18 protein-coding genes are annotated in these 20,481 nt (G+C 73.6%); 5 read left to right on the top strand and 13 right to left on the bottom strand.

Annotated elements, in window-relative coordinates; genetic code table 11:
• Positions 1-45: 45 nt before the first annotated feature.
• On the bottom strand, positions 46-489 hold the full coding sequence (gene soxR / locus OG764_RS27690; RefSeq protein ID WP_328971143.1) for a redox-sensitive transcriptional activator SoxR: 444 nt from the start codon (positions 487-489) through the stop codon (positions 46-48).
• Positions 490-602: 113 nt separating this feature from the next.
• Between soxR and OG764_RS27685 the strand changes: the two genes are divergently transcribed.
• Positions 603-1,064 carry a MaoC family dehydratase gene (locus OG764_RS27685; RefSeq protein ID WP_328971142.1) on the top strand — a complete coding sequence of 154 codons (462 nt, stop codon included), beginning with the start codon at positions 603-605 and terminating at the stop codon, positions 1,062-1,064.
• A 46-nt stretch (positions 1,065-1,110) separates the two neighbouring features.
• On the opposite strand, the gene OG764_RS27680 is transcribed toward OG764_RS27685, so the two are convergent.
• The 3 genes from OG764_RS27680 to OG764_RS27670 all read right to left on the bottom strand — a co-directional run bounded on the left by OG764_RS27680 (position 1,111) and on the right by OG764_RS27670 (position 3,304).
• On the bottom strand, positions 1,111-1,731 hold the full coding sequence (locus OG764_RS27680) for a TetR/AcrR family transcriptional regulator (RefSeq protein ID WP_328971141.1): 621 nt from the start codon (positions 1,729-1,731) through the stop codon (positions 1,111-1,113).
• 60 nt (positions 1,732-1,791) lie between these two features.
• Positions 1,792-2,082, bottom strand: coding sequence for a YiaA/YiaB family inner membrane protein (locus tag OG764_RS27675; protein WP_328971140.1), 291 nt, complete (start codon positions 2,080-2,082; stop codon positions 1,792-1,794).
• 70 nt (positions 2,083-2,152) lie between these two features.
• Entirely contained in the window at positions 2,153-3,304 is a 1,152-nt protein-coding gene (locus OG764_RS27670; RefSeq protein ID WP_328971139.1) for an acyl-CoA dehydrogenase family protein, read from the bottom strand.
• An 87-nt stretch (positions 3,305-3,391) separates the two neighbouring features.
• Here OG764_RS27670 and OG764_RS27665 point away from each other — a divergent pair, with 87 nt between their 5' ends.
• The gene (locus tag OG764_RS27665) at positions 3,392-4,090 is read left to right on the top strand and encodes a TetR/AcrR family transcriptional regulator (RefSeq protein WP_328971138.1); all 699 of its coding nucleotides are present in this window, start codon (positions 3,392-3,394) and stop codon (positions 4,088-4,090) included.
• Positions 4,091-4,218: 128 nt separating this feature from the next.
• Here OG764_RS27665 and OG764_RS27660 read toward each other — a convergent pair whose 3' ends face one another.
• The 8 genes from OG764_RS27660 to OG764_RS27625 form a co-directional block, all read right to left on the bottom strand.
• Entirely contained in the window at positions 4,219-5,298 is a 1,080-nt protein-coding gene (locus tag OG764_RS27660; RefSeq protein ID WP_328971137.1) for a Zn-dependent alcohol dehydrogenase, read from the bottom strand.
• A gap of 57 nt (positions 5,299-5,355) precedes the next feature.
• Positions 5,356-6,768, bottom strand: coding sequence for an aldehyde dehydrogenase family protein (locus OG764_RS27655; RefSeq protein WP_328971136.1), 1,413 nt, complete (start codon positions 6,766-6,768; stop codon positions 5,356-5,358).
• Between the two features lie 80 nt (positions 6,769-6,848).
• Positions 6,849-8,423, bottom strand: a complete 1,575-nt coding sequence (locus OG764_RS27650) for a CitMHS family transporter (RefSeq protein WP_328971135.1) — start codon at positions 8,421-8,423, stop codon at positions 6,849-6,851.
• 131 nt (positions 8,424-8,554) lie between these two features.
• Positions 8,555-10,849 (bottom strand): molybdopterin oxidoreductase family protein, encoded by a 2,295-nt coding sequence (locus OG764_RS27645; protein ID WP_328971134.1) that lies wholly within the window; start codon positions 10,847-10,849, stop codon positions 8,555-8,557.
• An 85-nt stretch (positions 10,850-10,934) separates the two neighbouring features.
• Positions 10,935-11,543, bottom strand: coding sequence for a TetR/AcrR family transcriptional regulator (locus OG764_RS27640; protein WP_328971133.1), 609 nt, complete (start codon positions 11,541-11,543; stop codon positions 10,935-10,937).
• 19 nt (positions 11,544-11,562) lie between these two features.
• Entirely contained in the window at positions 11,563-12,840 is a 1,278-nt protein-coding gene (locus tag OG764_RS27635; RefSeq protein WP_328973201.1) for a hypothetical protein, read from the bottom strand.
• Positions 12,841-13,238: 398 nt separating this feature from the next.
• Positions 13,239-14,102: a hypothetical protein gene (locus OG764_RS27630; protein WP_443056250.1), complete on the bottom strand. Its 864-nt coding sequence runs from the start codon at positions 14,100-14,102 to the stop codon at positions 13,239-13,241.
• Between the two features lie 170 nt (positions 14,103-14,272).
• Positions 14,273-16,414, bottom strand: a complete 2,142-nt coding sequence (locus tag OG764_RS27625) for a right-handed parallel beta-helix repeat-containing protein (protein ID WP_328971131.1) — start codon at positions 16,412-16,414, stop codon at positions 14,273-14,275.
• A 207-nt stretch (positions 16,415-16,621) separates the two neighbouring features.
• Here OG764_RS27625 and hmgA point away from each other — a divergent pair, with 207 nt between their 5' ends.
• Together hmgA and OG764_RS27615 are read left to right on the top strand one after the other, a co-directional pair.
• Complete coding sequence (gene hmgA, locus OG764_RS27620; RefSeq protein WP_328971130.1) at positions 16,622-17,953, top strand: homogentisate 1,2-dioxygenase; 1,332 nt, start codon at positions 16,622-16,624, stop codon at positions 17,951-17,953.
• Between the two features lie 49 nt (positions 17,954-18,002).
• Complete coding sequence (locus OG764_RS27615; RefSeq protein WP_328971129.1) at positions 18,003-18,752, top strand: GntR family transcriptional regulator; 750 nt, start codon at positions 18,003-18,005, stop codon at positions 18,750-18,752.
• A gap of 70 nt (positions 18,753-18,822) precedes the next feature.
• Here OG764_RS27615 and OG764_RS27610 read toward each other — a convergent pair whose 3' ends face one another.
• Positions 18,823-18,987 (bottom strand): hypothetical protein, encoded by a 165-nt coding sequence (locus OG764_RS27610; protein WP_328971128.1) that lies wholly within the window; start codon positions 18,985-18,987, stop codon positions 18,823-18,825.
• 99 nt (positions 18,988-19,086) lie between these two features.
• On the opposite strand from OG764_RS27610, the gene OG764_RS27605 reads away from it, so the two are divergent.
• Entirely contained in the window at positions 19,087-20,382 is a 1,296-nt protein-coding gene (locus tag OG764_RS27605; RefSeq protein WP_328971127.1) for a type ISP restriction/modification enzyme, read from the top strand.
• Positions 20,383-20,481: the final 99 nt, after the last annotated feature.

Below are 20,481 nucleotides of genomic sequence, written 5' to 3'. Positions count from 1 at the left end.
CGGGTCGCGCGGCGGACGGGGTCGTGCGGCGGACGGGTGGCGTCGCTACAGGCGGGAGCCGGTGAGGTTGCGGCCGAAGGTGTCGTCGGGGTTGGACAGGACGCAGTTCTCCAGCGAAAGGCAGCCGCAGCCGATGCAGTCGGTGAGGTGGTCGCGGAGCCGACCCAGCTGCTGAATGCGGTGGTCGAGTTCGGACCGCCACGCCTCGGACAGCCGCGCCCAGTCCTCACGGTTGGGTGTCCGCCCCTCAGGCAGCTTGGCGAGGGCCTCGCCGATGGTGACCAGGGGGATGCCGACCCGCTGGGCGGCACGGATGAAGGCGACGCGGCGCAGCGTGTCACGCGTGTAGCGGCGCTGGTTGCCGGCGGTGCGGCGGCTGCTGATCAGGCCCTTGGACTCGTAGAAGTGCAGGGCGGAAACCGCGGCGCCGCTACGGGCGGCGACCTGGCCGACGGTCAGTTCGTGGATCTTCTCTGGGATCTGCGGCACTCCCCGAGGGTAGACGGCCGCGCCGACACCGTCCGAACGGAGGTCCGTTGACAGACGCAGGGCACCCCACCATGCTGAGCAAGCGCTTATTCCACACTCTGGGAGGCAAGGGCATGGCCGAGCCGAGGATCTTCACGTCCGCCGACGAACTCCGCGCCGGGATCGGCGAGCCGCTCGGCCCCAGTGACTGGCTGGAGGTCGACCAGAAGCGCATCGACCTCTTCGCGGACGCGACCGGCGACCACCAGTGGATCCACGTCGACCCGGAGCGCGCGGCCACCGGGCCGTTCGGCTCGACGATCGCGCACGGCTACCTGACCCTGTCCCTGCTGCCCAGCCTGGTGCCGCGGACGATGCGGGTCGAGGGCATGCGGATGGGCCTCAACTACGGCACGAACAAGGTGCGTTTCCCGGCTCCTGTGCCGGTCGGCTCGCGGCTGCGGGCGACCGTGGTGATCACCGAGGTGGCGGACGCGGGCGGCGGGGTCCAGGTGACCGCGACCGTCACGGTCGAGCGCGAGGGCGGCGACAAGCCGGTGTGCGTCGCGGAGTCGGTCTCCCGCTACTACTTCTGAGTCCCGGTACGACTTCCGGGCCCCGAGGCCGCTTCCGGGCCCGCCGCTACTGCCGGGCTCCGACCATGCGCAGGACGAGGTCGGCGTAGAGCGCGCCGACCTCGTCGGGGGTGCGGTGTCCGGCCGTGCTGAACCAGCGGGCCACGTCGATGCAGAGGGACAGCACGGCGAGGGTGGTGCCGGGCAGGTCGGGGACGTCGAACTCGCCCGCGCGCACCCCGTCGGCGAGGATCCGCCGGACCGCCGCGTCGCTCTGGCGGCGCAGTGCCACGATTTCGGAGCGGTGCTCCGGACCGAGAGCATCGAGCTCGTACTGGACCACCCGTGCGGTGGTGTGGTGCCCTGCGTGCCACCGTACGAAGGACCGGACGGCGGCGTCGAGCCGCTCGGCGGCGGTGCCGGGGCCGTCCGCGGCCGTCTCCAGGAGCTCCAGGGCCTTGTCGTGCCCGATCCGGCTGATCCGGTGGAGCAGCTCTTCCTTGGTCTTGTAGTGGATGTAGAGCGCGGCCGGGCTCATCCCGGCCCGCCCGGCGATGTCCCGCGTGGTGGTGGCGTGGTAACCGCGCTCGGCGAAGGCCTCCACCGCCGCGACGAGCAGGCGCCGCGCGGCGTCCGGAGTGACCTCCGACCACGCCTGGTAGCCGTCGGTCTCCGCCGCGCTGTCCATTGCTCGCTCACCCTCGTCGCCGTGTGGAGGTGAACACCTTACCGGAGGGTGAGCAAGCGCTTAGATTTTCGGCTGGTAGGGGTCGTAGTCCGTCATGATCTTCTCCATCCGGGCCTGGTCCACCCGGCTGACGATCTGGCCGGCCTCCTGCCTGTCCCGGATCACCTTGGCGAGCGTGAAGGCGGAGGTCGTGAGGTAGAGGACGGCGATGCCGAGGAAGGACCGCACCCAGGCGTCCGCGTCGAGGTTGTAGATCCCCATGGCGACGGCGCCGAGCGCGATCCCGAAGGAGGCGACGGCCTGGCCGTAGTACGCCCCCGTGTTCTGCTGCCTGACCGGTGTCTCGTTCATGGGTCCAGCATCCGGCGGCCGTGGCGGCCGGCCCATCCGCGCGGATACTCAGGCGGGCCTGGGGCGGTACTCAGAAGGCCGAAATCCCGGTGAGGGCACGGCCGATGACGAGTTTCTGGATCTGGCTGGTGCCCTCGTACAGGGTCATCACGCGGGCGTCGCGCAGCAGCTTCCCGGCCGGGTACTCGTCGATGTAGCCGTAACCGCCGTGCACCTGGAGGGCGTTGCTCGCGGCGCGGACGGCCGCTTCGGAGGCGAAGAGCTTGGCGGTGGACGACTCGGTGGCGAACGGCCGCCCCCGGTCGATCAGATCGGCGACCCGCCAGGTGAGCATCCGGGCCGCGTCCACGTCCACGGCGATGTCGGCGATCAGCTCCTGGACCAGCTGGTGGTGGGCGATGCTCCGGCCGAACTGCTCGCGCTGTCCGGCGTACGCGAGGGCCGCGTCCAAGGCCGCCTGGGCGATGCCGACGCAGCCGGCGGCCACCGACATCCGCCCCTTGGCGAGGGCGGACATCGCGATGGAGAACCCCTTGCCCGCGGGCCCGAGCAGCGCCGAGGCGGGCACCCGTACGTCGTCCAGCACCAGCTCGGCGGTGGCCTGGCCGCGCAGGCCGAGCTTGCCGTGGATCTCGCGGCGGGTCAGGCCCGGACTGTCGGCGGGGACGAGGAACGCCGAGATCCCGCGGTGGCCGGGCTCCTCACCGGTGCGTGCGAAGAGCAGCACCAGGTCGGCCCAGGTGCCGTTGGTGATGAACATCTTGCCGCCGGTGATCCGGTACGCGTCCCCGTCGCGGACCGCCCGGGTGGTGAGGCTGCCCGCGTCGGAACCGGTGCCCGGTTCGGTCAGGCCGAAGCAGCCGAGGGCCTCGCCGGAGCAGAGCCGGGGCAGCCAGGTCCGCTTCTGCCGCTCGTCACCCCATGCTGCGATGGTCTTGGCCACCAGGCCGAGGGAGACGGAGACGATCCCGCGCACGGCCGAATCGCCGCGGCCCAGCTCCTCGGTGACCAGCACGTACGAGAGGTGGTCGCCGCCGCTGCCGCCGTACTCCTCAGGAACCGTCAGGCCGAGGAAGCCGAGGCCGCCGAGCTTCTTCACGACGGCCCGGTCCACGCCCTCGGCGCGGTCCCAGGCGGCGGCGTGCGGGGCGATCTCTCGTTCCACGAAGTCCCGGGCGAGCGCGCGGACCGCGGCCTGCTCCTCGCTGAGCTCCAGATTCATGGCCACCTCGCGGGTCGGTGCGCCGCGGTGCGGAGGAAGTTAATTAGCGGCGCTAGTTTATGGCGGGCAGGCCCTACTATGTGGCGCATGGCCCGACCGCGCAAGCCCCTCCTGAGCAGAGACCGCATCGTCGAGGCGGCGGGCGCCCTCGTGGACGCGGAGGGGCTGGAGGCGGTCTCGACCCGGCGGCTGGCCGCCGCGCTCGGCGTCAGCGGGCCCTCGCTCTACAACCACTTCCGCACCAAGGACGAGATCCTGGAGGCGGTCGCCGACGCGGTGAGCGCGCGGGTGGACCTGTCGATGTTCGAGCCGGACGACGGCCGCGACTGGCGGACGGCGCTGCACGACTGGGCGCACTCCTACCGCGGCGCGCTGGCCGACCACCCGCACATCGTGCCCGTACTCGCGCGGGGGCCGGGGCGACGGCCGGCCGGACTGCGGCTGGCGGACGCGGTGTTCGGGGCGATGACGGCGGCGGGCTGGCCGCCCGCGCAGGCCACCCGGATCGGCGCGCTGATGCGGTACTTCATCCTGGGCTCGGCGGTGGGTTCGTTCGCCCGGGGTTTCGTGGACGACGAAACGGCGTACGACCCGGCGGACTATCCGCACCTGGGCCAGGCCCACCTGCTGGCCGAGCGGCAGCGGGCGGTGGACGAGGGCGCGTTCGAAACGGGCCTCGCGGCCTTGTTGGACGGGCTCGCGCTGCAGTTCGCGGCACTGCCGCGGGGCGCGGCGGAGACGCCGGACGGCCGCGAGGGCCACGAGGGCCGCCGCGAGGGCCCGTAGAGCCTCCGGGTATCCGGGTTTCTGGGTTTCTGGCTTTCCAGGGGTTCGGAGTTTCGGGAGTTCTGGGGTTTCCGGCTTTTCGGCGGGTGGCGCCCTCGGGTCGGGGGGGGGTGCCACCCGCCGGCGGGTCAGAACACGACGAGGGAGCGGCCGCCCTTGCCCGCGAGCATGGCCTCGAAGGCGGCCGGAATCCCGTCGAGGGCGATCCGGTCCGTCACCAGGGCCCCCAGGTCGAGGCGGCCGGCCCGGACGTGGTCGGCGAGGACCGGCAGGTCGCGGGCCGGGTCGCAGTTGCCGTAGACGCAGCCCGAGAGGGTCCGGGCGAAGTGGAAGATCTCCAGGGCGTGGAACGTGACCTGCTGCTCCTTGCCGCCGATGCCGACGACCGTGGTGCGGCCGCCGCGCCGGGTCGCGTCCCAGGCCGCCCGGATGGTCTCGGCGCGGCCCACGCACTCGACGGCGACGTCGGCGCCCTGCCCGCCGGTGAGCGCGCGGACTTCCTTGGCGGTGGTCGCGGAGGCCACCACGAACTCGGTGGCCCCGGCGGCGCGGGCCAGCTCCTCCTTCGCCGGGGACACGTCGACGGCGACGATCGGGCCGGCGCCGGCGATCCGGGCTGCCTGGAGCGCGGCCAGGCCCACGCCGCCGGCGCCGAAGACGGCCACCGACTCGCCGGCGCGCACCCGCGCCGAGTGGTGCACCGCGCCGTAGCCGGTGAGGACGGCGCAGCCGAGCAGCGCGGCTTCTTCGAGCGGGACCCCGGCGGGTGCGGGCAGCACGCAGTTCGCGGCGACGACCGTCTCCTCGGCGAACGCGGCGACGTTCAGCCCCGGGTGCAGCGCGGCGCCGTCGGTGGTGTGCGCGTACACGGCGCCGACGCCGGTCAGGGCCTCGGCGCACAGCCAGACCTCCCCGATCCGGCAGTGGTGGCACCGGCCGCAGGACGGCGCCCAGTTGAGGACGACGCCGTCGCCGGGGGCGACGTGCGTGACCCCGGGACCGACGGCGAGGACGGTGCCGGAGCCCTCGTGGCCGAGGACGGCGGGGACCGGTACCCGCATGGTGCCGTTGGTGAGCGAGAGGTCGGAGTGGCAGACCCCGGCGGCGGCGAGGCGGACCCGGACCTGGCCGGGGCCGGGCTCGGGCAGGACGATCTCCGCTATCTCCAGCGGGGCTCCGACGGCGGGCAGTATGGCGGCGCGGACCATGTTCGTCGTCTCCGTGTTTACGTGGCTCGGACGTGAGTGGCTCGGACGGTGAGCGGCTCAGAACTGCAGGGACTTGGTCTGGAGGTACTCGGCGAGGCCGTGCGGGCCCAGCTCGCGGCCCACGCCCGACTGCTTGTAGCCGCCGAAGGGCGCGAGCGGGTTGAAGCGGCCGCCGTTGATGTCCACCTGGCCGGTGTCCATGCGGCGCGCGAAGGCGACGGCCTGCTCCCGGTCCGCCGCCCAGACCGCGCCGCCGAGGCCGTACACCGTGCCGTTGGCGATGCGCAGGGCGTCGTCCTCGTCCTCGTACGGCAGGATCGACAGGACCGGGCCGAAGATCTCCTCCTGCGCGATGGCCATCTCGGGGGTGACGTCGGCGAACACGGTCGGGGCGATGTAGTAGCCCCGGGCGTGCGGGGCTTCGGTGCCGCCTGCGACGAGGCGCGCGCCTTCCTCGACGCCCTGCGCGATGTAGCCGCGCACCCGGTCGCGCTGCTTCGCGTTGACGACCGGGCCCAGGCGGGTGGCCTCGTCGCACGGGTCGCCGACGGGGTAGCGGGCGACCGCGGCGGCGGCGAGGGTGACGGCCTCCTCGTACTGGTCGCGGTGGACGAGCATGCGGGTGAGCGCGTTGCAGCTCTGCCCGGAGTTGTTCATGACGTGGCCGACACCGGTGCCGACCGCCTTGGCCAGGTCGGCACCGGGCAGGATGACATTGGCCGATTTGCCGCCCAGTTCGAGGGCGACGCGCTTGACCGCGGCTCCTGCGGTGGCGCCGACCTGGCGGCCGACCGCGGTGGAACCGGTGAAGGAGACGAGGTCGACGTCGGGGTGGGCGGCGAGCGCCTGGCCGGCTACCGGGCCGGTCCCGGTCACCAGGTTGAAGACGCCTGCCGGCACGCCGGCCTCGTGGACGGCCTCGGCGAAGAGCTGTGCGGTCAGCGGGGTGTCCTCGGCGGGCTTGAGGACGACCGTGCAGCCTGCGGCGAGTGCGGGTGCCACCTTGGCAACGATCTGGTGCAGCGGGTAGTTCCAGGGGGTGATGGCACCGACCACGCCGACCGGTTCGAGGAGCACGGTGGAGTCCCCGATCTCCTCCTCGAAGGCGTACGAGGCCGCCAGCTCGGCCATCGAGGAGGCCACCGCGACGGGGGCGCCGACGTGCACCGTCCCGGAGAAGCCGAGCGGCGCGCCCAGCTCCGCCGTGATGGTCTGCGTGAACTCGTCCTTACGGGCGACCAGGACATCGCGGAGCGCCCCGATCAGGTCGGCGCGGTCGGCGGCCGGGGTGGCGGCCCAGCCCGGGAAGGCGGCGCGGGCCGCCCGTACGGCCGCGTCCACGTCCTCGGCCGTGCCGGCCGGGACCGCTGCGATGACCTGCTCGTCGGCCGGGTTGACGACCTCGATCCGGTCGCGGCCGGCGGCGGGCCGCCAGTCTCCGCCGATGTACATCCCGTCGTGGGCCTTCATCGCATGCCTCCCGAGCACGAGCGCGTGGAACCTCGCGGACACCCTACAAACTAGCGCCGATAGTTTTGCGGGCGCCAGTGCTAGATGATGCCGAAAAGCATCCCCGCCCCCAGCACCACCAGCGAGGTGAGTGCCGCCCACTTCACGGTGAAGCGGGTGTGGTCGCCGAACTCGACCTTGGCCATCCCGACGAGTACGTACACGGCCGGGACCAGCGGGCTCGACATGTGCAGGGCCTGCCCGACCAGGGAGGCGCGGGCGATCTCCAGGGACGAGACCCCGTGCGCGGCGCCCGCCTCGGCGAGGACCGGCAACACGCCGAAGTAGAAGCCGTCGTTGGACATGAAGTACGTCAGCGGGAGGCTGAGCAGGCCGGTGACCAGCGCCATGTGCGGGCCCATGCCCTCGGGGATGGCGCCGACCAGCCAGTCGGCCATGTCCTTGACCATGCCGGTGCCGGTGAGCACGCCCGTGAACACGGCGGCCGCGAAGACCATGCCGGCGACGTTGAGCACGTTCTCGGAGTGCGCGGCGATGCGGGCCTTCTGCTCGTTCATCTTCGGGAAGTTGACGGTGAGCGCGAGCGCGGCGCCCAGCAGGAACAGCACCGGGATGGGCAGCAGCTCCATGATCATCGCGGTGAGGAGGACGAGGGTGAGACCGGCGTTGAACCAGTACAGCCGCGGGCGCAGGGTGACGCGGTGCGGGTCGAGGCCCTGGAAGCCGTCGTCGTCGGCGGCCGGCCCGGCGTCGTCGGAGCCCCCGGCGTCGCCGGAGGACGCGACGTCGTCGGAGGGCGCGACGTCGTCGGAGGGCGCGACGTCGTCGGAGGGCGCGACGTCGTCGGAGGCCGCGGCGTCGTCGGAGGTCGCGGCGGAGCCGGGGTCCGAGCCGGCGCCGGAGGACTTGGTGGCGCCGGAGGTCTGGGTGGTGCCGGAAGTCCCGGTGGTGCCGGGTCCGCCCGCCGCGACGAGGACCTGCTCGTCGGCGGTGGTGGCCGCGGGGTCCGCCGCGATGGCGCGGTCCTCCAGGATCACGAGCGTGCCCACGCGCTTGCGCTCGCGCAGGCCCAGCACGTAGGCGAGGCCGAAGACGAAGAGCAGGCCGACGGCGAGGGCCGGGATCATCGGGACGAAGATGTCGGCGGCGTCGAGCTTGAGCGCGGTCGCGGCGCGGGCGGTCGGGCCGCCCCAGGGCAGGGTGTTCATGACGCCGTTGGCGGTGGCGGCGACGCCCGTCATGACCACGAGGCTGAGCCCGAGCCGCTTGTAGAGCGGGTACATCGCGGAGACCGTGATCATGAAGGTGGTGGAGCCGTCGCCGTCGAGGGAGACGATCGCGGCGAGCACCGCCGTACCGACCACGACCCGCACCGGGTCGGCCTTGCAGAACCGCAGGATGCCCCGGACGATCGGATCGAAGAGTCCGACGTCGATCATCAGGCCGAAGTAGACGATGGCGAACATCAGCATCGCGGCGGTCGGCGCGAGTTTGCCGACGCCCTCGATGACGTAGTCGCCGAGCTGCGCACCCTGTCCCGCGAAGACGCAGAAGAGGGCCGGGATCAGTACGAGTGCCGCGATCGGCGACATCTTCTTCATCATGATCAGGACCAGGAAGGTCGCGATCATGGCAAAGCCGAGAATGGTCAGCATGGAAGGAACCTCACGTTCGCCCTTGGATCCGCCCCTCAGGGCTCCAGGCCCGGCGGTCCGGACGAACGTAGGTCCCGGCCAGATGCGTTAACAAGACGTGAACTCGCGAGCAATACGAGCAAAAGCCCAGCTCAGGGCAGGGGCGTCAGCTCGACCGGGAAACCGTTGAGCACGGCGGTGCCCGAGAGCGGGTCGAGGCGGCTGCCGTCGAGCAGCTGGTTCACGTTGACCCCGGGGTCGGCCGCGGCCACCGCGAGCCGGGCTCCGTCCCGGTCGTGGCCCCAGCCGTGCGGGAGGCTGACCACGCCGGTGCGGACGGTGTCGGTGACCTCGACCGGCGCCTCCACACTGCCGCCGTCCCCGCTGATCCGGGCCCGCCCGCCGTCGGTGAGTCCGATACGGGCCGCGTCCTCGGGGTGGACCTGGAGGGTGCAGCGGTTGGAGCCGCCGGTGAGGGCGGGGACGTTGTGCAGCCAGCTGTTGTTGGAGCGCAGGTGGCGACGGCCGACGAGGACGACGCCGGCGGGGCGTTCGGCCAGGGCGCGCTCCAGCCGGGGCAGTTCGGCGGCGATCGGTTCGGGGAGCAGCTCGATCCGCCCGCTGCGGGTGCGGAGCAGGGCGGGCAGGCGCGGGCGCAGCGCGCCGAGGTCGATTCCGTGCGGGTGGGCGAGGAGCCGTTCCAGACCGAGCCCTTCCGGCCCGCGCTGTCCCTGCCGGTCGTCCGGTCCCGTCGACCCGCTCTGCCCGGCTTCTTCGAGCAGACCGAACTGGTCGCCGTACGGCCCGAGGCGCAGCATCAGGTCGAGGCGGCGCTCGGGGCCGCTGGTGCCGGCGAGCCGGGCGGCGAGGGCCTCGGGGTCCTGCCCGTGCAGGGGGGAGCGCGGGTCGGCGGTGGCCTTGGCGAGGGCGGCTCCGATGGCCAGCCGGTCGACGGCGTCCGGGTCGGTGCCGTGCCGGCCGCTCGCGGCGAGGATCAGGCGGGCGTGGATCTCGCATTCGTCGAGCAGCCCGTCGCGCAGCGGGACGGCGGGGCGGGTGTAGCGGACCTGGTTGCGGACGGCGAAGGCGTTGAAGGCGAAGTCGTGGTGGGCGCTCTGGGAGGGCGGCGGCGGGGGCAGTACGACGTGGGCGTGGCGGGAGGTCTCGTTGAGGTAGGGGTCGACGCTGACCATGAAGTCGAGGCCCGCCAGGGCAGCGTCGAGCCGCCGTCCGTCGGGGGCGGACAGCACGGGGTTGGCGGCGATCGCGATCAGCGCCCTGATCTGCCCCTCCCCCGGGGTTTCGATCTCCTCGGCGAGTGCGGCGGCGGGGAGTTCGCTCTTGGCTTCGGGGTGGCCGCTGACCCGGCTGCGCCAGCGGCCCAGCGCGAAGCCCTTGCCGGGTCCGGCGGGGCGGGGCCGGGCAGCGGTGGCGGCCAGCGGGAACATCGCGCCGCCGGGCCGGTCGAGATTGCCGGTGAGGATGTTGAGTACGTCGACGAGCCAGTTGGCGAGGGTGCCGAACTCGACGGTGCAGCTGCCGATGCGCCCGTACACGGCGGCGGTGGGCGCGGCGGCGAGCTGACGCGCGAGGGTGCGGATCTCCTCGGCGGTCAGGTCACAGGCCGGTGCGACGGCCTGTGGAGTGAACGCGCCCAGGGCCTCGGAGAGTTCCCGGATTCCCGTGACGTGTTCTTCGAGGGCGCCGAGGGCGGTGAGCTTCTCGTCGAGCAGCACGTGGGCGAGGCCGGCCAGCAGCAGCGCGTCGGTGCCGGGGCGGACCGCGAGGTGGCGGTCGGCGAGTTTGGCCGTACGGGTCCGTCGGGGGTCGACGACGACCAGGGTGCCGCCGCGGGCGCGCAGGGCCTTGAGGCGGCCGGGGAAGTCGGGGGCGGTGCACAGGCTGCCGTTGGATTCGACCGGGTTGGCGCCGAGGAGGAGCAGGAAGTCGGTGCGGTCGAGGTCGGGGACGGGGATGGCCTGGGCGTCGCCGAAGAGCAGCCCGCTGGAGACGTGCTTGGGCATCTGGTCGAGGGTGCTGGCCGTGAACACGTTCCGGGTGCGCAGCGCCTGGAGCAGCTGGCCCGGGTAGAGGGACCCGGCCATGGTGTGGACGTTCGGGTTGCCGAGCATCACGCCGACGGAGTCCGGTCCGTACCGTCCGGTCAGCGGGGGCAGGGCGGCGGCGATGGCGGCGAAGGCCTCGTCCCAGCCGGCGGGCCGGAGCCGGCCGTCGCGGCGGACCAGCGGGGTGGTGAGGCGGTCGGGGTCGGCGTCGAGGGCGCCGAACGCCGCGCCCTTGGGGCAGATGAAGCCGTGGCTGAACACGTCGTCGCGGTCGCCCCGGGCGCCGGTGACGGCGTCGCCCCTGATGGTGAGGGTGAGTCCGCAGGTGGCTTCGCAGAGCGGGCAGATGCGCAGGGCGGTGCGGGTGGTGGCATCGGACACGGGTCCTCCACTGAGCGGCGGGCGGTGCGCGCGAGCGGCCCGAGCATACCGACCGGTAGGGACGGTGGGGAGGCCCGCGGCCGGTTCAGTCGAGCGACCGCGCCAGGTAGGCGTGCATCATCGCGCGGGTCTCGGCGATGAGTTCGGGGTCGCCCGCGGGCACGTACCGGAACGCGAGCTTGAGGAGTGCGTCGGTGGCCTCGACGGCGACCAGCACGGCCCGGTGCAGCGCCTCGCCGGGGGTACGGCCGAGGTGCCCGGCGAGCAGCTCGGTGAGCCGGGCGGCGACGAGGTGGTTGGCGTCGGCGGCCGCGCTTTCGGGCGGGACGGGCACCCCGAAGTCGACGAGGCCGAAGCCGGGGACGGTGCGCTTCATGGCGAGGTACTCGTCGAGTACGGCGTCGACGGCCGGCCGCCAGTCGGTGGCGGGCAGGGCGGCCAGGCGGGTGGCGATGGCGTCCGCGTACTGCTCCAGGTTCCGGTGCGCGAGCGCGTCGGCCATGGCCCTCTTGTTGCCGAAGAAGCGGTAGACGGAGCCGATGGGGACGCCGGCGCGGACCGCGACGGCCCGGGTGCTCAGCTGTTCGTAGCCGGTCTCGTCGAGGAGCTCTGCGCAGGCGTCGAGGATCCGGGTCAGCCGTTCGGCGCTGCGCTGCTGGACCGGGGTGCGGCGGAGGGGGTTGGCGGGAGGCACGGGTCCATCATGCCGCTCCTCAGTTCAGGAGGAGGCTGAGCCCCCCGACGGTGTACGTGATCATCAGCGCGAGCATCGGCAGTTGTCCGGCGACCGCGCGGGCGGGCGGGAAGAGTCGTACGGAGCGGTCGTGGGCGGCGACGACGCCGAGGACGTGACCGGTGACGACGGCGATGACCTGGAGGGCGGCGAGGCCCTCGGGGCCCAGTGGTGGAGCGGGCGGGAGGGCGTTGTCAGTGCCGAGTGCCATCATGACGGTGCGTGGCCCTTCGGTCACGAAGAGCGAGAAATAGTGTGCGGTCAGATAGCCGAGTGCGATCGGCAGGAGGGAGTGGGCGAAGGCGGTGAGGGGGCGGGGTACGGGGCCGGACACCAGGCGGGTGGCGGCGGCGCAGAGGCAGTAGAGGAGGGCGACGAGGCCGACGGAGCCGAGGAGCCCGAGGGTGGCCGCGGGGGTGCGGCCGAGGGGGGAGGTCTGCACGGCGTTGATCCAGGCGGGGTGGTCGGAGAAGCCGTCGTAGGCGGTGGAGCCGAGGAGTACGCAGACAGCGGCGACGAGTCCGGGCCGTTCGGGGGTCGCATCGAGGCCGTGGAGGGGGTTGCGCACGACGAGGCGGCCGTCGGCGCGGCGGCCCAGCGGGGACAGGCGGGACAGCAGGGTGGAGTACGCCTCGAAGGCGTCGCCGTGGTCGAACCAGTGCTCGCCGAAGCGGGCGGCGAGCGCGAGCTGGAGCGCGGCGTAGGCGGTCAGTGCGAGCAGGAGGGGGGTGGTCGAGGCGGGATCGGGTGACACGAGTTCGAGCCAGGTGAAGCCGAGCAGGCCGGCGGCGGCCGGCCACAGGCCGAGGCGGGGCGGCAGCGGGCGGTCGGGGGTGCGGGCGGCGCCTCGACGGGCGCGGCGGATCAGCCGGTGCAGGGTGCGGAGCGGGTTGAGGAGGCGCCAGACGGGGCCGAGGAGGAGGGAGGCGGGCACGAGACCGACCCACAGGAGGACGTAGACGGCGCCGGGTCCGGGGTTGCGGTCCGGATCGTCGGGGCCGAGGAGGAGGCAGAGCAGGACGGCCAGGGCGGCGGCCAGGCCGAGCAGGCGCAACGCGTGGCGGGTGGCGGGCGCGTCGGCGAGGCGCTGGACGGCGGCGGGCAGCGGGCGGCCCGCGCGGTCGCCGCGGAACCGGGAGGTGGACCAGAGCAGCCCGAGGGCGAGGAACGAGACGAAGAGGGCGGCGAACGCTCCGGCGAACGCGTAGAAGGGAGAGATGGGCAGGTCGTGCTGCGAGCCGATGCCGTGGGCGAGCAGGGCTCGCCAGGAACCGGGGGCCGGGCCGGGGGCCCCGGCGGCCGGGCCGACGAGGTCGGCCAAGCCGGGGCCTGAGCCGGAGCCCGGGCCCGGGAGGGCTTGTGCGGTCAAGCCCGGCCCGTTGCCGAGGGGGGCGGGCAGCGCCGCCGGTCCTGCGAGGTCCGAGGCGGGCAGGGCGTGCCGCCCGGCCGGGCCCGATCCGGCGGCTGCCGATCCGAACAGGCCTGGTCCGGCCTGGGCTTGTCCGGCCAGAGCCTGCCCGACCGAGCCGGCTCCGGTAGAGGCTCCGGTAGAGGCTTGTTCGGTGAGGACTGGGGTCGTGAGGGCTGGGGTGGTGAGGGGCAGGGCGAGGGAGGAGGTGAGGGGTGCGGAGAGGGAGGTGAGGGGCACGGGGGTGGTCACCGGACCAGGAGTTGGGTCAGGACCAGGCCCGATTCGTGGGTCTCGACCTCGAAGAGGCCGGTGCGGTCGACGGTGAGGACGAGGGTGGCCGGTTCGCCGGCGGGGAGGGCCAGTTCCTTGTCGTAGCCGTGGACGTGGAGGGTGTCCGCCTGGTCGCTGGTGACCAGGAGGGCGACGCGCTGGCCGCGGGTGAGCGAGATGCGGCCGGGGGCCGGGGTCACCCGGCCGTCGTGGACGGTCACGGTGACGGTCCGGTCGGCCCGGGCCGGGGCGGCCGTTGGCGGGGCGGTGGGCGGGGCGGTGCCGTGCGCGTGGCCGCCGGTGGTTCCGGTGCCCGGGCCGGGGGCGAGGCGGACGGTCGATTCGACGGGGCGGTCGGCCACGGCCCAGGCGGTGTGGTCGTCGGCGTACAGGCGGACGGTCAGGGTGTGCGTGCCCGGGGGCACCTGCGCGGCCGGCAGGTGGTACCAGGGCCCGTACAGCCGGGCCAGTTTGCGGCCGTCGAGGAAGAGGTGGGCGTGGCCGGCGCCGCGCAGTGCGGCGCCGCCGGTGCTGTCCGGGGTGAAGTGGAAGTTCCGGACGGTCAGCTGGAGGTTCCAGCCGTCCTCGCTGTCGGGACGCGCTTCGAGGCCCACCTGCGGCGCGCCCGCCGCCGGGACCTCGCGGAGGCGGTGGCCCGTGCCGTCGTCGGTGGTGAGCAGGGTGCCCGCGGTGCCGGTGGCCTGCTCGTGGCTGGTGCCGGGCTTGTGGTGGGTGGTGGCCCGGCCGCCGCAGCCGGCCGCGGCCACCACTACGAGCAGGGCAGCGGCAAGCGCGGTGGCCCCCCGCCACCGCGCCGGCGCCGGACCTCGGCGCGCCACCGGACGGCCGACCCCGCACGCCCCGCCGACTCCGCACGCCCCACCGGCCAGTCCTCCCGGGGAGCCCGCGGATGCGGCCGGTCCGGCCGGAGCCGCCTGGCCCGGGCCCGGGACGCGCTCGCCGGCCGTGCCGGTGCGGCTGACCGGGCGGTGCGGGTCGGTCGGGGTGCTCACGCGGCACCGCCTTCGGGGCGGGGGTGGGTGGTGGGGCCGGTGGACGTGGGGGCGGGTTCGGCGGTGGGGGTGGGGGGTTCGGTGGGGGCGGGAGACTCGGTGGGGGCGGGGGCGGGAGGGTCGGTGGGGGTGGGGCGGGCGGAGGCGGTTACGGCCCAGAGGACCCAGATCAGGGCGAGGAGGCCGCGGAACCAGGCCGGGCTCAGCGGGATCCACGGGATCATCAGGACGGCCTTGTCGAAGGCGTCGAGCAGGGTGAGGGCGCCGAGGGCGACCGTCGTGCGGCCCAGCCACGGGCGTTCGCGGTGCAGGGCGATGCCGGCGCCGGTCCACCACACGCCCATCAGCAGCAGGGCGAGGGCCGGGACGGGGGTGTGCACCAGCGCGGTGGTGGATCCGGCGACGTCGAGGGCGAGGCCGGCGGCGCCGAGGGCCGTGCACACGGTGCCGAGCCGGTCGCGGCGCAGCCGGCGCCACCACAGCACCCCGCCGACGAGGGCGAGCACCGCCGCCACGGCCAGCGCGATCTGGGTCTCGACGCGCTCCAGGCCGCGTGCTCCGTACCAGTCGCAGCCGGCCGGGAGGCGGCGCGCCTGGACGTTGTAGTCGGCGCAGACGAGGAGCTGGACCAGCTTGACGGGCTCGCCGGCGAGGCGGGCCGAGGCGCCCGAGACGTCGCCGCGCTGCCCGCCGCACTGGGGCAGGGTGCCCGGGGTGGAGCCGTCGGGGCCGTCCTGCCAGCAGTTGCCCCGGCCCTGGCCGTCCCACCAGACGTCCATGCCGTTGGGCCGGGACGTGCCGGACCGGTCCTTGCCGAGGATGTTGCCCGCGTACCGGTTGTGGTGGGAGGTGTCGGCCTGCTTGGACCAGGCTTCCTCGCCGCGGATGAAGGCGGGTACGGCGCTGAGGAAGAAGGCGGCGCGGTCGTGCCCGTACACCCAGTTCTTCTCGTAGATGTTCCAGTTGCCGCCCGCGGTGATGATGCCGGTGCCCGGCGGCATGGATATCTGGGGGCAGACGACGCCCTGTTCGTAGCCGCGCTCGGCGGGCGGCTTGGCGCAGGTGCCGTCGGCGACGTGGCGGTAGTAGTCCTGGTTGTTGTCGTGGATGAGGTTGCGCTCGAACTTCGCGTGGTTCTGCGGGAGTCCGGGGTGTCCGGGGAAGGCGCTGTCCATGGAGGCGCCGCCCATGTTGTGGTCGAACTCGCTGTCGTGGACCCAGACGGAGTCACCGGCTGTGCCCGAGTAGCCGACCATGTTGTGGTGGCTGCGGCAGTTCGTGATCTCGATGGAGTGGCGCGGCACGTCGTAGCCGCGGCCGTCGTTGATGTCGGAGGCGCTGCCCGGGTAGATGCCGGAGTCGCCGTTGCCGTACGACTCGCAGTTCTTGTACAGGCCGTGGTCGCTGGCGAAGGTCAGGAAGCCGTACTCGTCGTTCCAGCGGGTGAGGACGTCGTCGATGACGAACCCGTCGCCGGCCAGGACGTACAGCGAGTTGAAGGTGGTGCGCTGGGCGGTGAAGTTGCGGAAGTAGATGCCGTTGGACTTGTCGGCGCGGATCCCGTTGAGCTTCTGGTACTTGGCGTCGACGACCACGTCGAGGCGGGAGGCGCCGGTGCCCTCGATCTGCAGGTTCGTCTTGCCGAGGATCGCGACGAGGTTCTGGTTGTGGCGGCACCGGAGCTGCTGCTCGTACGACAGGATCTGGTAGCCGAGCGAGGAGTCGGAGGCCTTGAGGCGGGCGCAGTCCCCGGTGGGCTTGGGGAGTGAGGGCTCCTCCTCGTAGAGGCCGGGCAGGATCGCGATGTTCATGCCGGGCCGGTCCACGGCGTCCACGGCCTGCTGGATGTGCCGGTAGCCGCTCTTCAGGCACCGCTCGAAGAGGGCGAGGTTGCGCCGGCGCAGGGCGTCGGGGAAGCCCGCGATGCGGCGGGTGAAGACGGCCCGGTCGGTCTTGCAGACCAGCAGGTCGGGCTCGCCGGTGCGGTAGGCGGGGACGCTGCCCGAGCCGTCCGGGAAGGTGACGGGCCGCTCCTCGTGGGCCTGCGCCGCGGGCGCGGCTGCCACCAGGGCGACGAGGGCGAGGAGGGCGGCGATCAGCGCCGCCGGCACGGCAGGGAACCTGCGGATCCACGACATGCGCGTGAGAGTAGAGCAATGTTCATCTTTTGGGAGCCCCCTCGGCACGACGAATCCCCTGGGCGCCGACCGCCCGCACACCACCCGCCCGCACACCACCTGCCCGCCCCCGCTCGCCCGCCGCCTGGATCAAGGCACCGTTGACGGACGGGCCGCGGAATCCTACTGTCGACCATAGGATTCCTTCGGCAGAGCGGGAGCGGGCACATGAGCGGCGGCAACGAGCAGGCCAGGAAGACGGCGGAGGGACTGGAGTACCTCACCGGCTTCGGCAATGAGCACAGCTCGGAGGCCGTGCCGGGAGCCCTCCCGATCGGGCGGAACTCCCCGCAGCAGGCTCCGCTGGGCCTCTACGCCGAGCAGCTCAGCGGCAGCGCCTTCACCGAGCCGCGCACCCACAACCGCCGCTCGTGGCTCTACCGGATCCGGCCCTCGGCCGCGCACCCGCCCTTCGTGCGCACCGACAACGGCGGCCTCCGCACCGCGCCGTTCACCGAGACCGTGCCCGACCCCAACCGGCTGCGCTGGAACCCGCTGCCCGACCCGGCCCCGGGCACCGACTTCCTGGCCGGCCTGTGGACCCTCGGCGGCAACGGCGACGCGACCCAGCGCACCGGCATGGCCGTCCACCTGTACGCCGCCGACACCTCGATGACCGACCGGGTGTTCAGCGACTCGGACGGCGAGCTGCTCATCGTCCCGGAGCGCGGCGGCCTGTTGCTGCACACCGAATTCGGCAAGCTGCGCGCCGAGCCCGGCCACATCGCGCTGATCCCGCGCGGCGTCCGGTTCCGCGTCGAGCTGCTCGACGCGACCGCCCGCGGCTACGTGTGCGAGAACTACGGTCAGCCCTTCGAGCTGCCCGGCCTCGGCCCGATCGGGGCCAACGGCCTCGCCGCCGCCCGCGACTTCCAGGCACCGGTCGCCTCGTACGAGGACGTCGAGGGCCCGGTGGAAGTGGTCAACAAGTTCTGCGGGAACCTCTGGTCCGCGACGTACACCCACTCCCCCCTCGACGTCGTCGCCTGGCACGGCACGCACGTCCCGTACGTCTACGACCTGCACCGTTTCAACGTCATCGGGACGATCAGCTACGACCACCCGGACCCGTCGATCTTCACCGTGCTGACGTCGCCGTCGGACACCCCGGGGCTGGCGAGCGTCGACTTCGTGGTGTTCGCGCCGCGCTGGCTGGTCGGCGAGGACACGTTCCGGCCGCCGTACTTCCACCGCAACGTGATGAGCGAGTACATGGGCCTGATCGAGGGGGCCTACGACGCCAAGGCGGAGGGCTTCGTGCCGGGCGGCGGCTCGCTGCACAACATGATGTCGGCGCACGGACCGGACCGGGAGACCTTCGACAAGGCCAGCGCCGCCGACCTCAAGCCGCAGAAGATCGACGACGGCCTCGCCTTCATGTTCGAGACCCGCTGGCCGATCACCGCGACCCCCCAGGCCGCGTCCGCCACGCACCTCCAGCGCGGGTACGACCAGGTCTGGCAGGGCCTCCAGCGTCACTTCCGGGCGGCGGGGGCCTGAGCGGGCTTAGCATTCCTGCACGTCGCCCCGCCCGTACGGAGAACCCCGCGTGACCGCTTTCGCCCCCGACTCGCTGGTCCTGAACCGGAAACTGCCCCTCTGGTACCAGGTCTCGCAGTCACTGCGCGCCTCGATACTCGGGCGCACCCCGGACGCCTCGCTGCGGCTGCCCACCGAGGAGCAGCTCGCCGAGCACTACGGGGTGAGCGTGCTCACCATGCGCCAGGCCCTCAAGGAGCTGGAGGCGGAGGGGCTGATCAGCCGGCACCGCCGGCGCGGCACCTTCATCGAGCCGGGGGCGCAGCGCGGGGCTCCGGTACGGCTGCTGGGCTCGGTCGACGCGATCGTGGCCCAGCAGTCGGGCGAGCTGACGACGGTCCTCGGCCATGGCCGGGGGCCGGTGCCCGGGGAGCTCGCCGAGTACTTCCCGGGCGCCGCCGAGGTCGTCACGTACCGGCGGCTGCGGCGGGACGGGGAGACCGGGGAGCCGACGAACTGGGCGGAGAACGCGGTACTGCCCGAGCTGGCCGCCGCCGTCGACGTCGCCGACCTGGAGCGGTGGCCGATGACGAAGGTGCTGCGGGACGTGGTCGGGGTGCGGATCAGCCGGATCACGGACACCGTCGAGGCGCGGCTCGCCGACCCGGCGACGGCGGACCTGCTGGAGGTGCCGCTGCTGAGCCCGATCCTGCACTACACGGGCGTCACGTATGACGAGGACGGCCGGGTGGTGGACGTCGCGCGGATCCGCTACCGCGGCGACCGCTTCTCGTTCACCGTGACCATGGACGCGCACTGACGCCCGCGCGCATCACCTCCCCGCACCGCGTCACCGGTGGCTCAACCAGTGACTGCGTCGCTGCTTCGCGTCACTTCTTGTCGTCGTCGGAGGCGCGCTCGCCCTCCGCCTGGGAGGGGGTGGTCCGCGTGGTCTGCGGGTGCTGCCGCTGCCTCCGCTCGGTGTCGTCCATGTCCTCGTCGAGGCGTTCGCCCTCGGCCTGGGACGGGGTCGTGTATTCGTCGTACTGGCTCATGCCGCCTCCTCGGTCGCCGCATGTGCCCCTCTTCGGAGCCTAGCGCGCCGGCCGCGAACCGGCCCGGGTACGGTGTGCCGCCGTACGGCAGCCCCTACCATGCGTGCGGTGAGCGATGACGCGCCTCTGCTGGACGACCTGCTGCCGTGGTCGGTGGCCCCGCTGCGGCTGGGCCGCACCTGGGTACTCGCCCCGGACGCCCGTACGCTGCGGGACCGCTGGACCGCGCTGACCGCCGCCGAGGGGCGGCAGCGCGAGGAGCTGTTCGTGCCGACCCGGGCCCGGAGCCCGCGCAGCGGGGCGGCCGCGCTGCCCGGCCAGCGCGGCGCGACCGGACGGTTCGCGCAGGCGCCCGGCGCGTTCCCGGAGCCCGTACGGGTGCTGGCCGAGCCGTTCGACGCGCAGTGGCTGCTGCCCGACCACCGACTGATCGACGCCGCCCGCCCGGAGCTGTGGAGGGTGTGGGACGAGCAGCAGGTGTTCCTCGTCGAGAGCGGCGCGGCGGGCGTCCCGCTGGTCGCCACTTCGCTGCTGCCGGCCGGGCGGACGGGCCGGATCAGGCCGCTGCACCGGCGGCCGGGCGGCGCGGAGCCCAATCTCGCGCCGGGCCTGCTCGACCTGCTGGGCGAGCGGTACCGGTGCTGGGTGACGCCGGAGGACGTGCTGTCGTGGGCGCTGGCGGCGGCCCGCCCGGGGCCGCGGGGCCTGGAGGTGCCGCTGCCGGCCGACGCGGCGGGCTGGCGGGCCGGCCTGGAGCGCGGTCACCGGCTGTTGCGGGTCCAGCTGGCGGGCGCCCGGGGCGGCGAGCCGCCGAAGCTGCCGGGCGGGCGTCGGCCGTACGTACGGGCCGCGGTGCCGGAGCGGCCCGGGGAGCTGTCGTACGACGCGGAGGCGGCGGAGCTGCGGCTCGGCACCGGGGTGGTCTCGCCGGTGCCGGCGCAGGTGTGGGAGTTCGAGGCGGGCGGCGGCCGGGTGCTGGAGCGGTGGTTCGCGGCCCGGACCGCGCACCGCGACGGGGCCGGGCTGGCGGCGCTGGGACCCACCCGGTGGCCGCAGGAGTGGACCTCCGAGCTGCTCGGCCTGATCACGACCTTGGCCCTGCTGACGGATCCCGCCGCGGCCGGTGCCACCGGCGCCACAGCCGACGTCGACGCCGATGCCGATGCCTCCGATGCCTCAGATGCCGACGGCGCGGACGGCGCGGACGGCGCGGACGGCGACGCGGACGGCGTCGGCCACACCCGTCTCGCCCACCTCACCCACCCCTCCGACCACATCGGCGTGGCCGAGCTGCGGGCGGCCGGCGTGCTGCCCGTCCCGGCCGCCGCACGCCGGCCCGCGTCGGTGCTGGACCATCAGGAGGAAGGCCCGGGCGGCCAGTTCGCCCTGCTCTGACGGCCGCGGGCAGTCGGCCCGGGGGCGATCGGCGCACGGTCGGGCGGTCTGCGGGCCGTCAGGACGCGGCGGTCAAGGCGCGGCCGGTCAGGGCGCGGT

It is taken from the genome of Streptomyces sp. NBC_00239 (assembly GCF_036194065.1).
Classification (GTDB): domain Bacteria; phylum Actinomycetota; class Actinomycetes; order Streptomycetales; family Streptomycetaceae; genus Streptomyces.
This window is presented reverse-complemented; position numbering and strand designations above follow the sequence as displayed.

What these genes read in the sequence shown, in the direction of transcription:
- OG764_RS27610 (WP_328971128.1), bottom strand. Translation starts at nt 18,987, where the DNA reads ATGAGCCAGTACGACGAATACACGACCCCGTCCCAGGCCGAGGGCGAA.
- OG764_RS27670 (WP_328971139.1), bottom strand. Translation starts at nt 3,304, where the DNA reads ATGAATCTGGAGCTCAGCGAGGAGCAGGCCGCGGTCCGCGCGCTCGCC.
- OG764_RS27680 (WP_328971141.1), bottom strand. Translation starts at nt 1,731, where the DNA reads ATGGACAGCGCGGCGGAGACCGACGGCTACCAGGCGTGGTCGGAGGTC.
- OG764_RS27660 (WP_328971137.1), bottom strand. Translation starts at nt 5,298, where the DNA reads ATGGTCCGCGCCGCCATACTGCCCGCCGTCGGAGCCCCGCTGGAGATA.
- OG764_RS27685 (WP_328971142.1), top strand. Translation starts at nt 603, where the DNA reads ATGGCCGAGCCGAGGATCTTCACGTCCGCCGACGAACTCCGCGCCGGG.
- OG764_RS27665 (WP_328971138.1), top strand. Translation starts at nt 3,392, where the DNA reads ATGGCCCGACCGCGCAAGCCCCTCCTGAGCAGAGACCGCATCGTCGAG.
- OG764_RS27655 (WP_328971136.1), bottom strand. Translation starts at nt 6,768, where the DNA reads ATGAAGGCCCACGACGGGATGTACATCGGCGGAGACTGGCGGCCCGCC.
- OG764_RS27605 (WP_328971127.1), top strand. Translation starts at nt 19,087, where the DNA reads ATGCGTGCGGTGAGCGATGACGCGCCTCTGCTGGACGACCTGCTGCCG.
- OG764_RS27675 (WP_328971140.1), bottom strand. Translation starts at nt 2,082, where the DNA reads ATGAACGAGACACCGGTCAGGCAGCAGAACACGGGGGCGTACTACGGC.
- hmgA (WP_328971130.1), top strand. Translation starts at nt 16,622, where the DNA reads ATGAGCGGCGGCAACGAGCAGGCCAGGAAGACGGCGGAGGGACTGGAG.
- OG764_RS27625 (WP_328971131.1), bottom strand. Translation starts at nt 16,414, where the DNA reads ATGTCGTGGATCCGCAGGTTCCCTGCCGTGCCGGCGGCGCTGATCGCC.
- OG764_RS27650 (WP_328971135.1), bottom strand. Translation starts at nt 8,423, where the DNA reads ATGCTGACCATTCTCGGCTTTGCCATGATCGCGACCTTCCTGGTCCTG.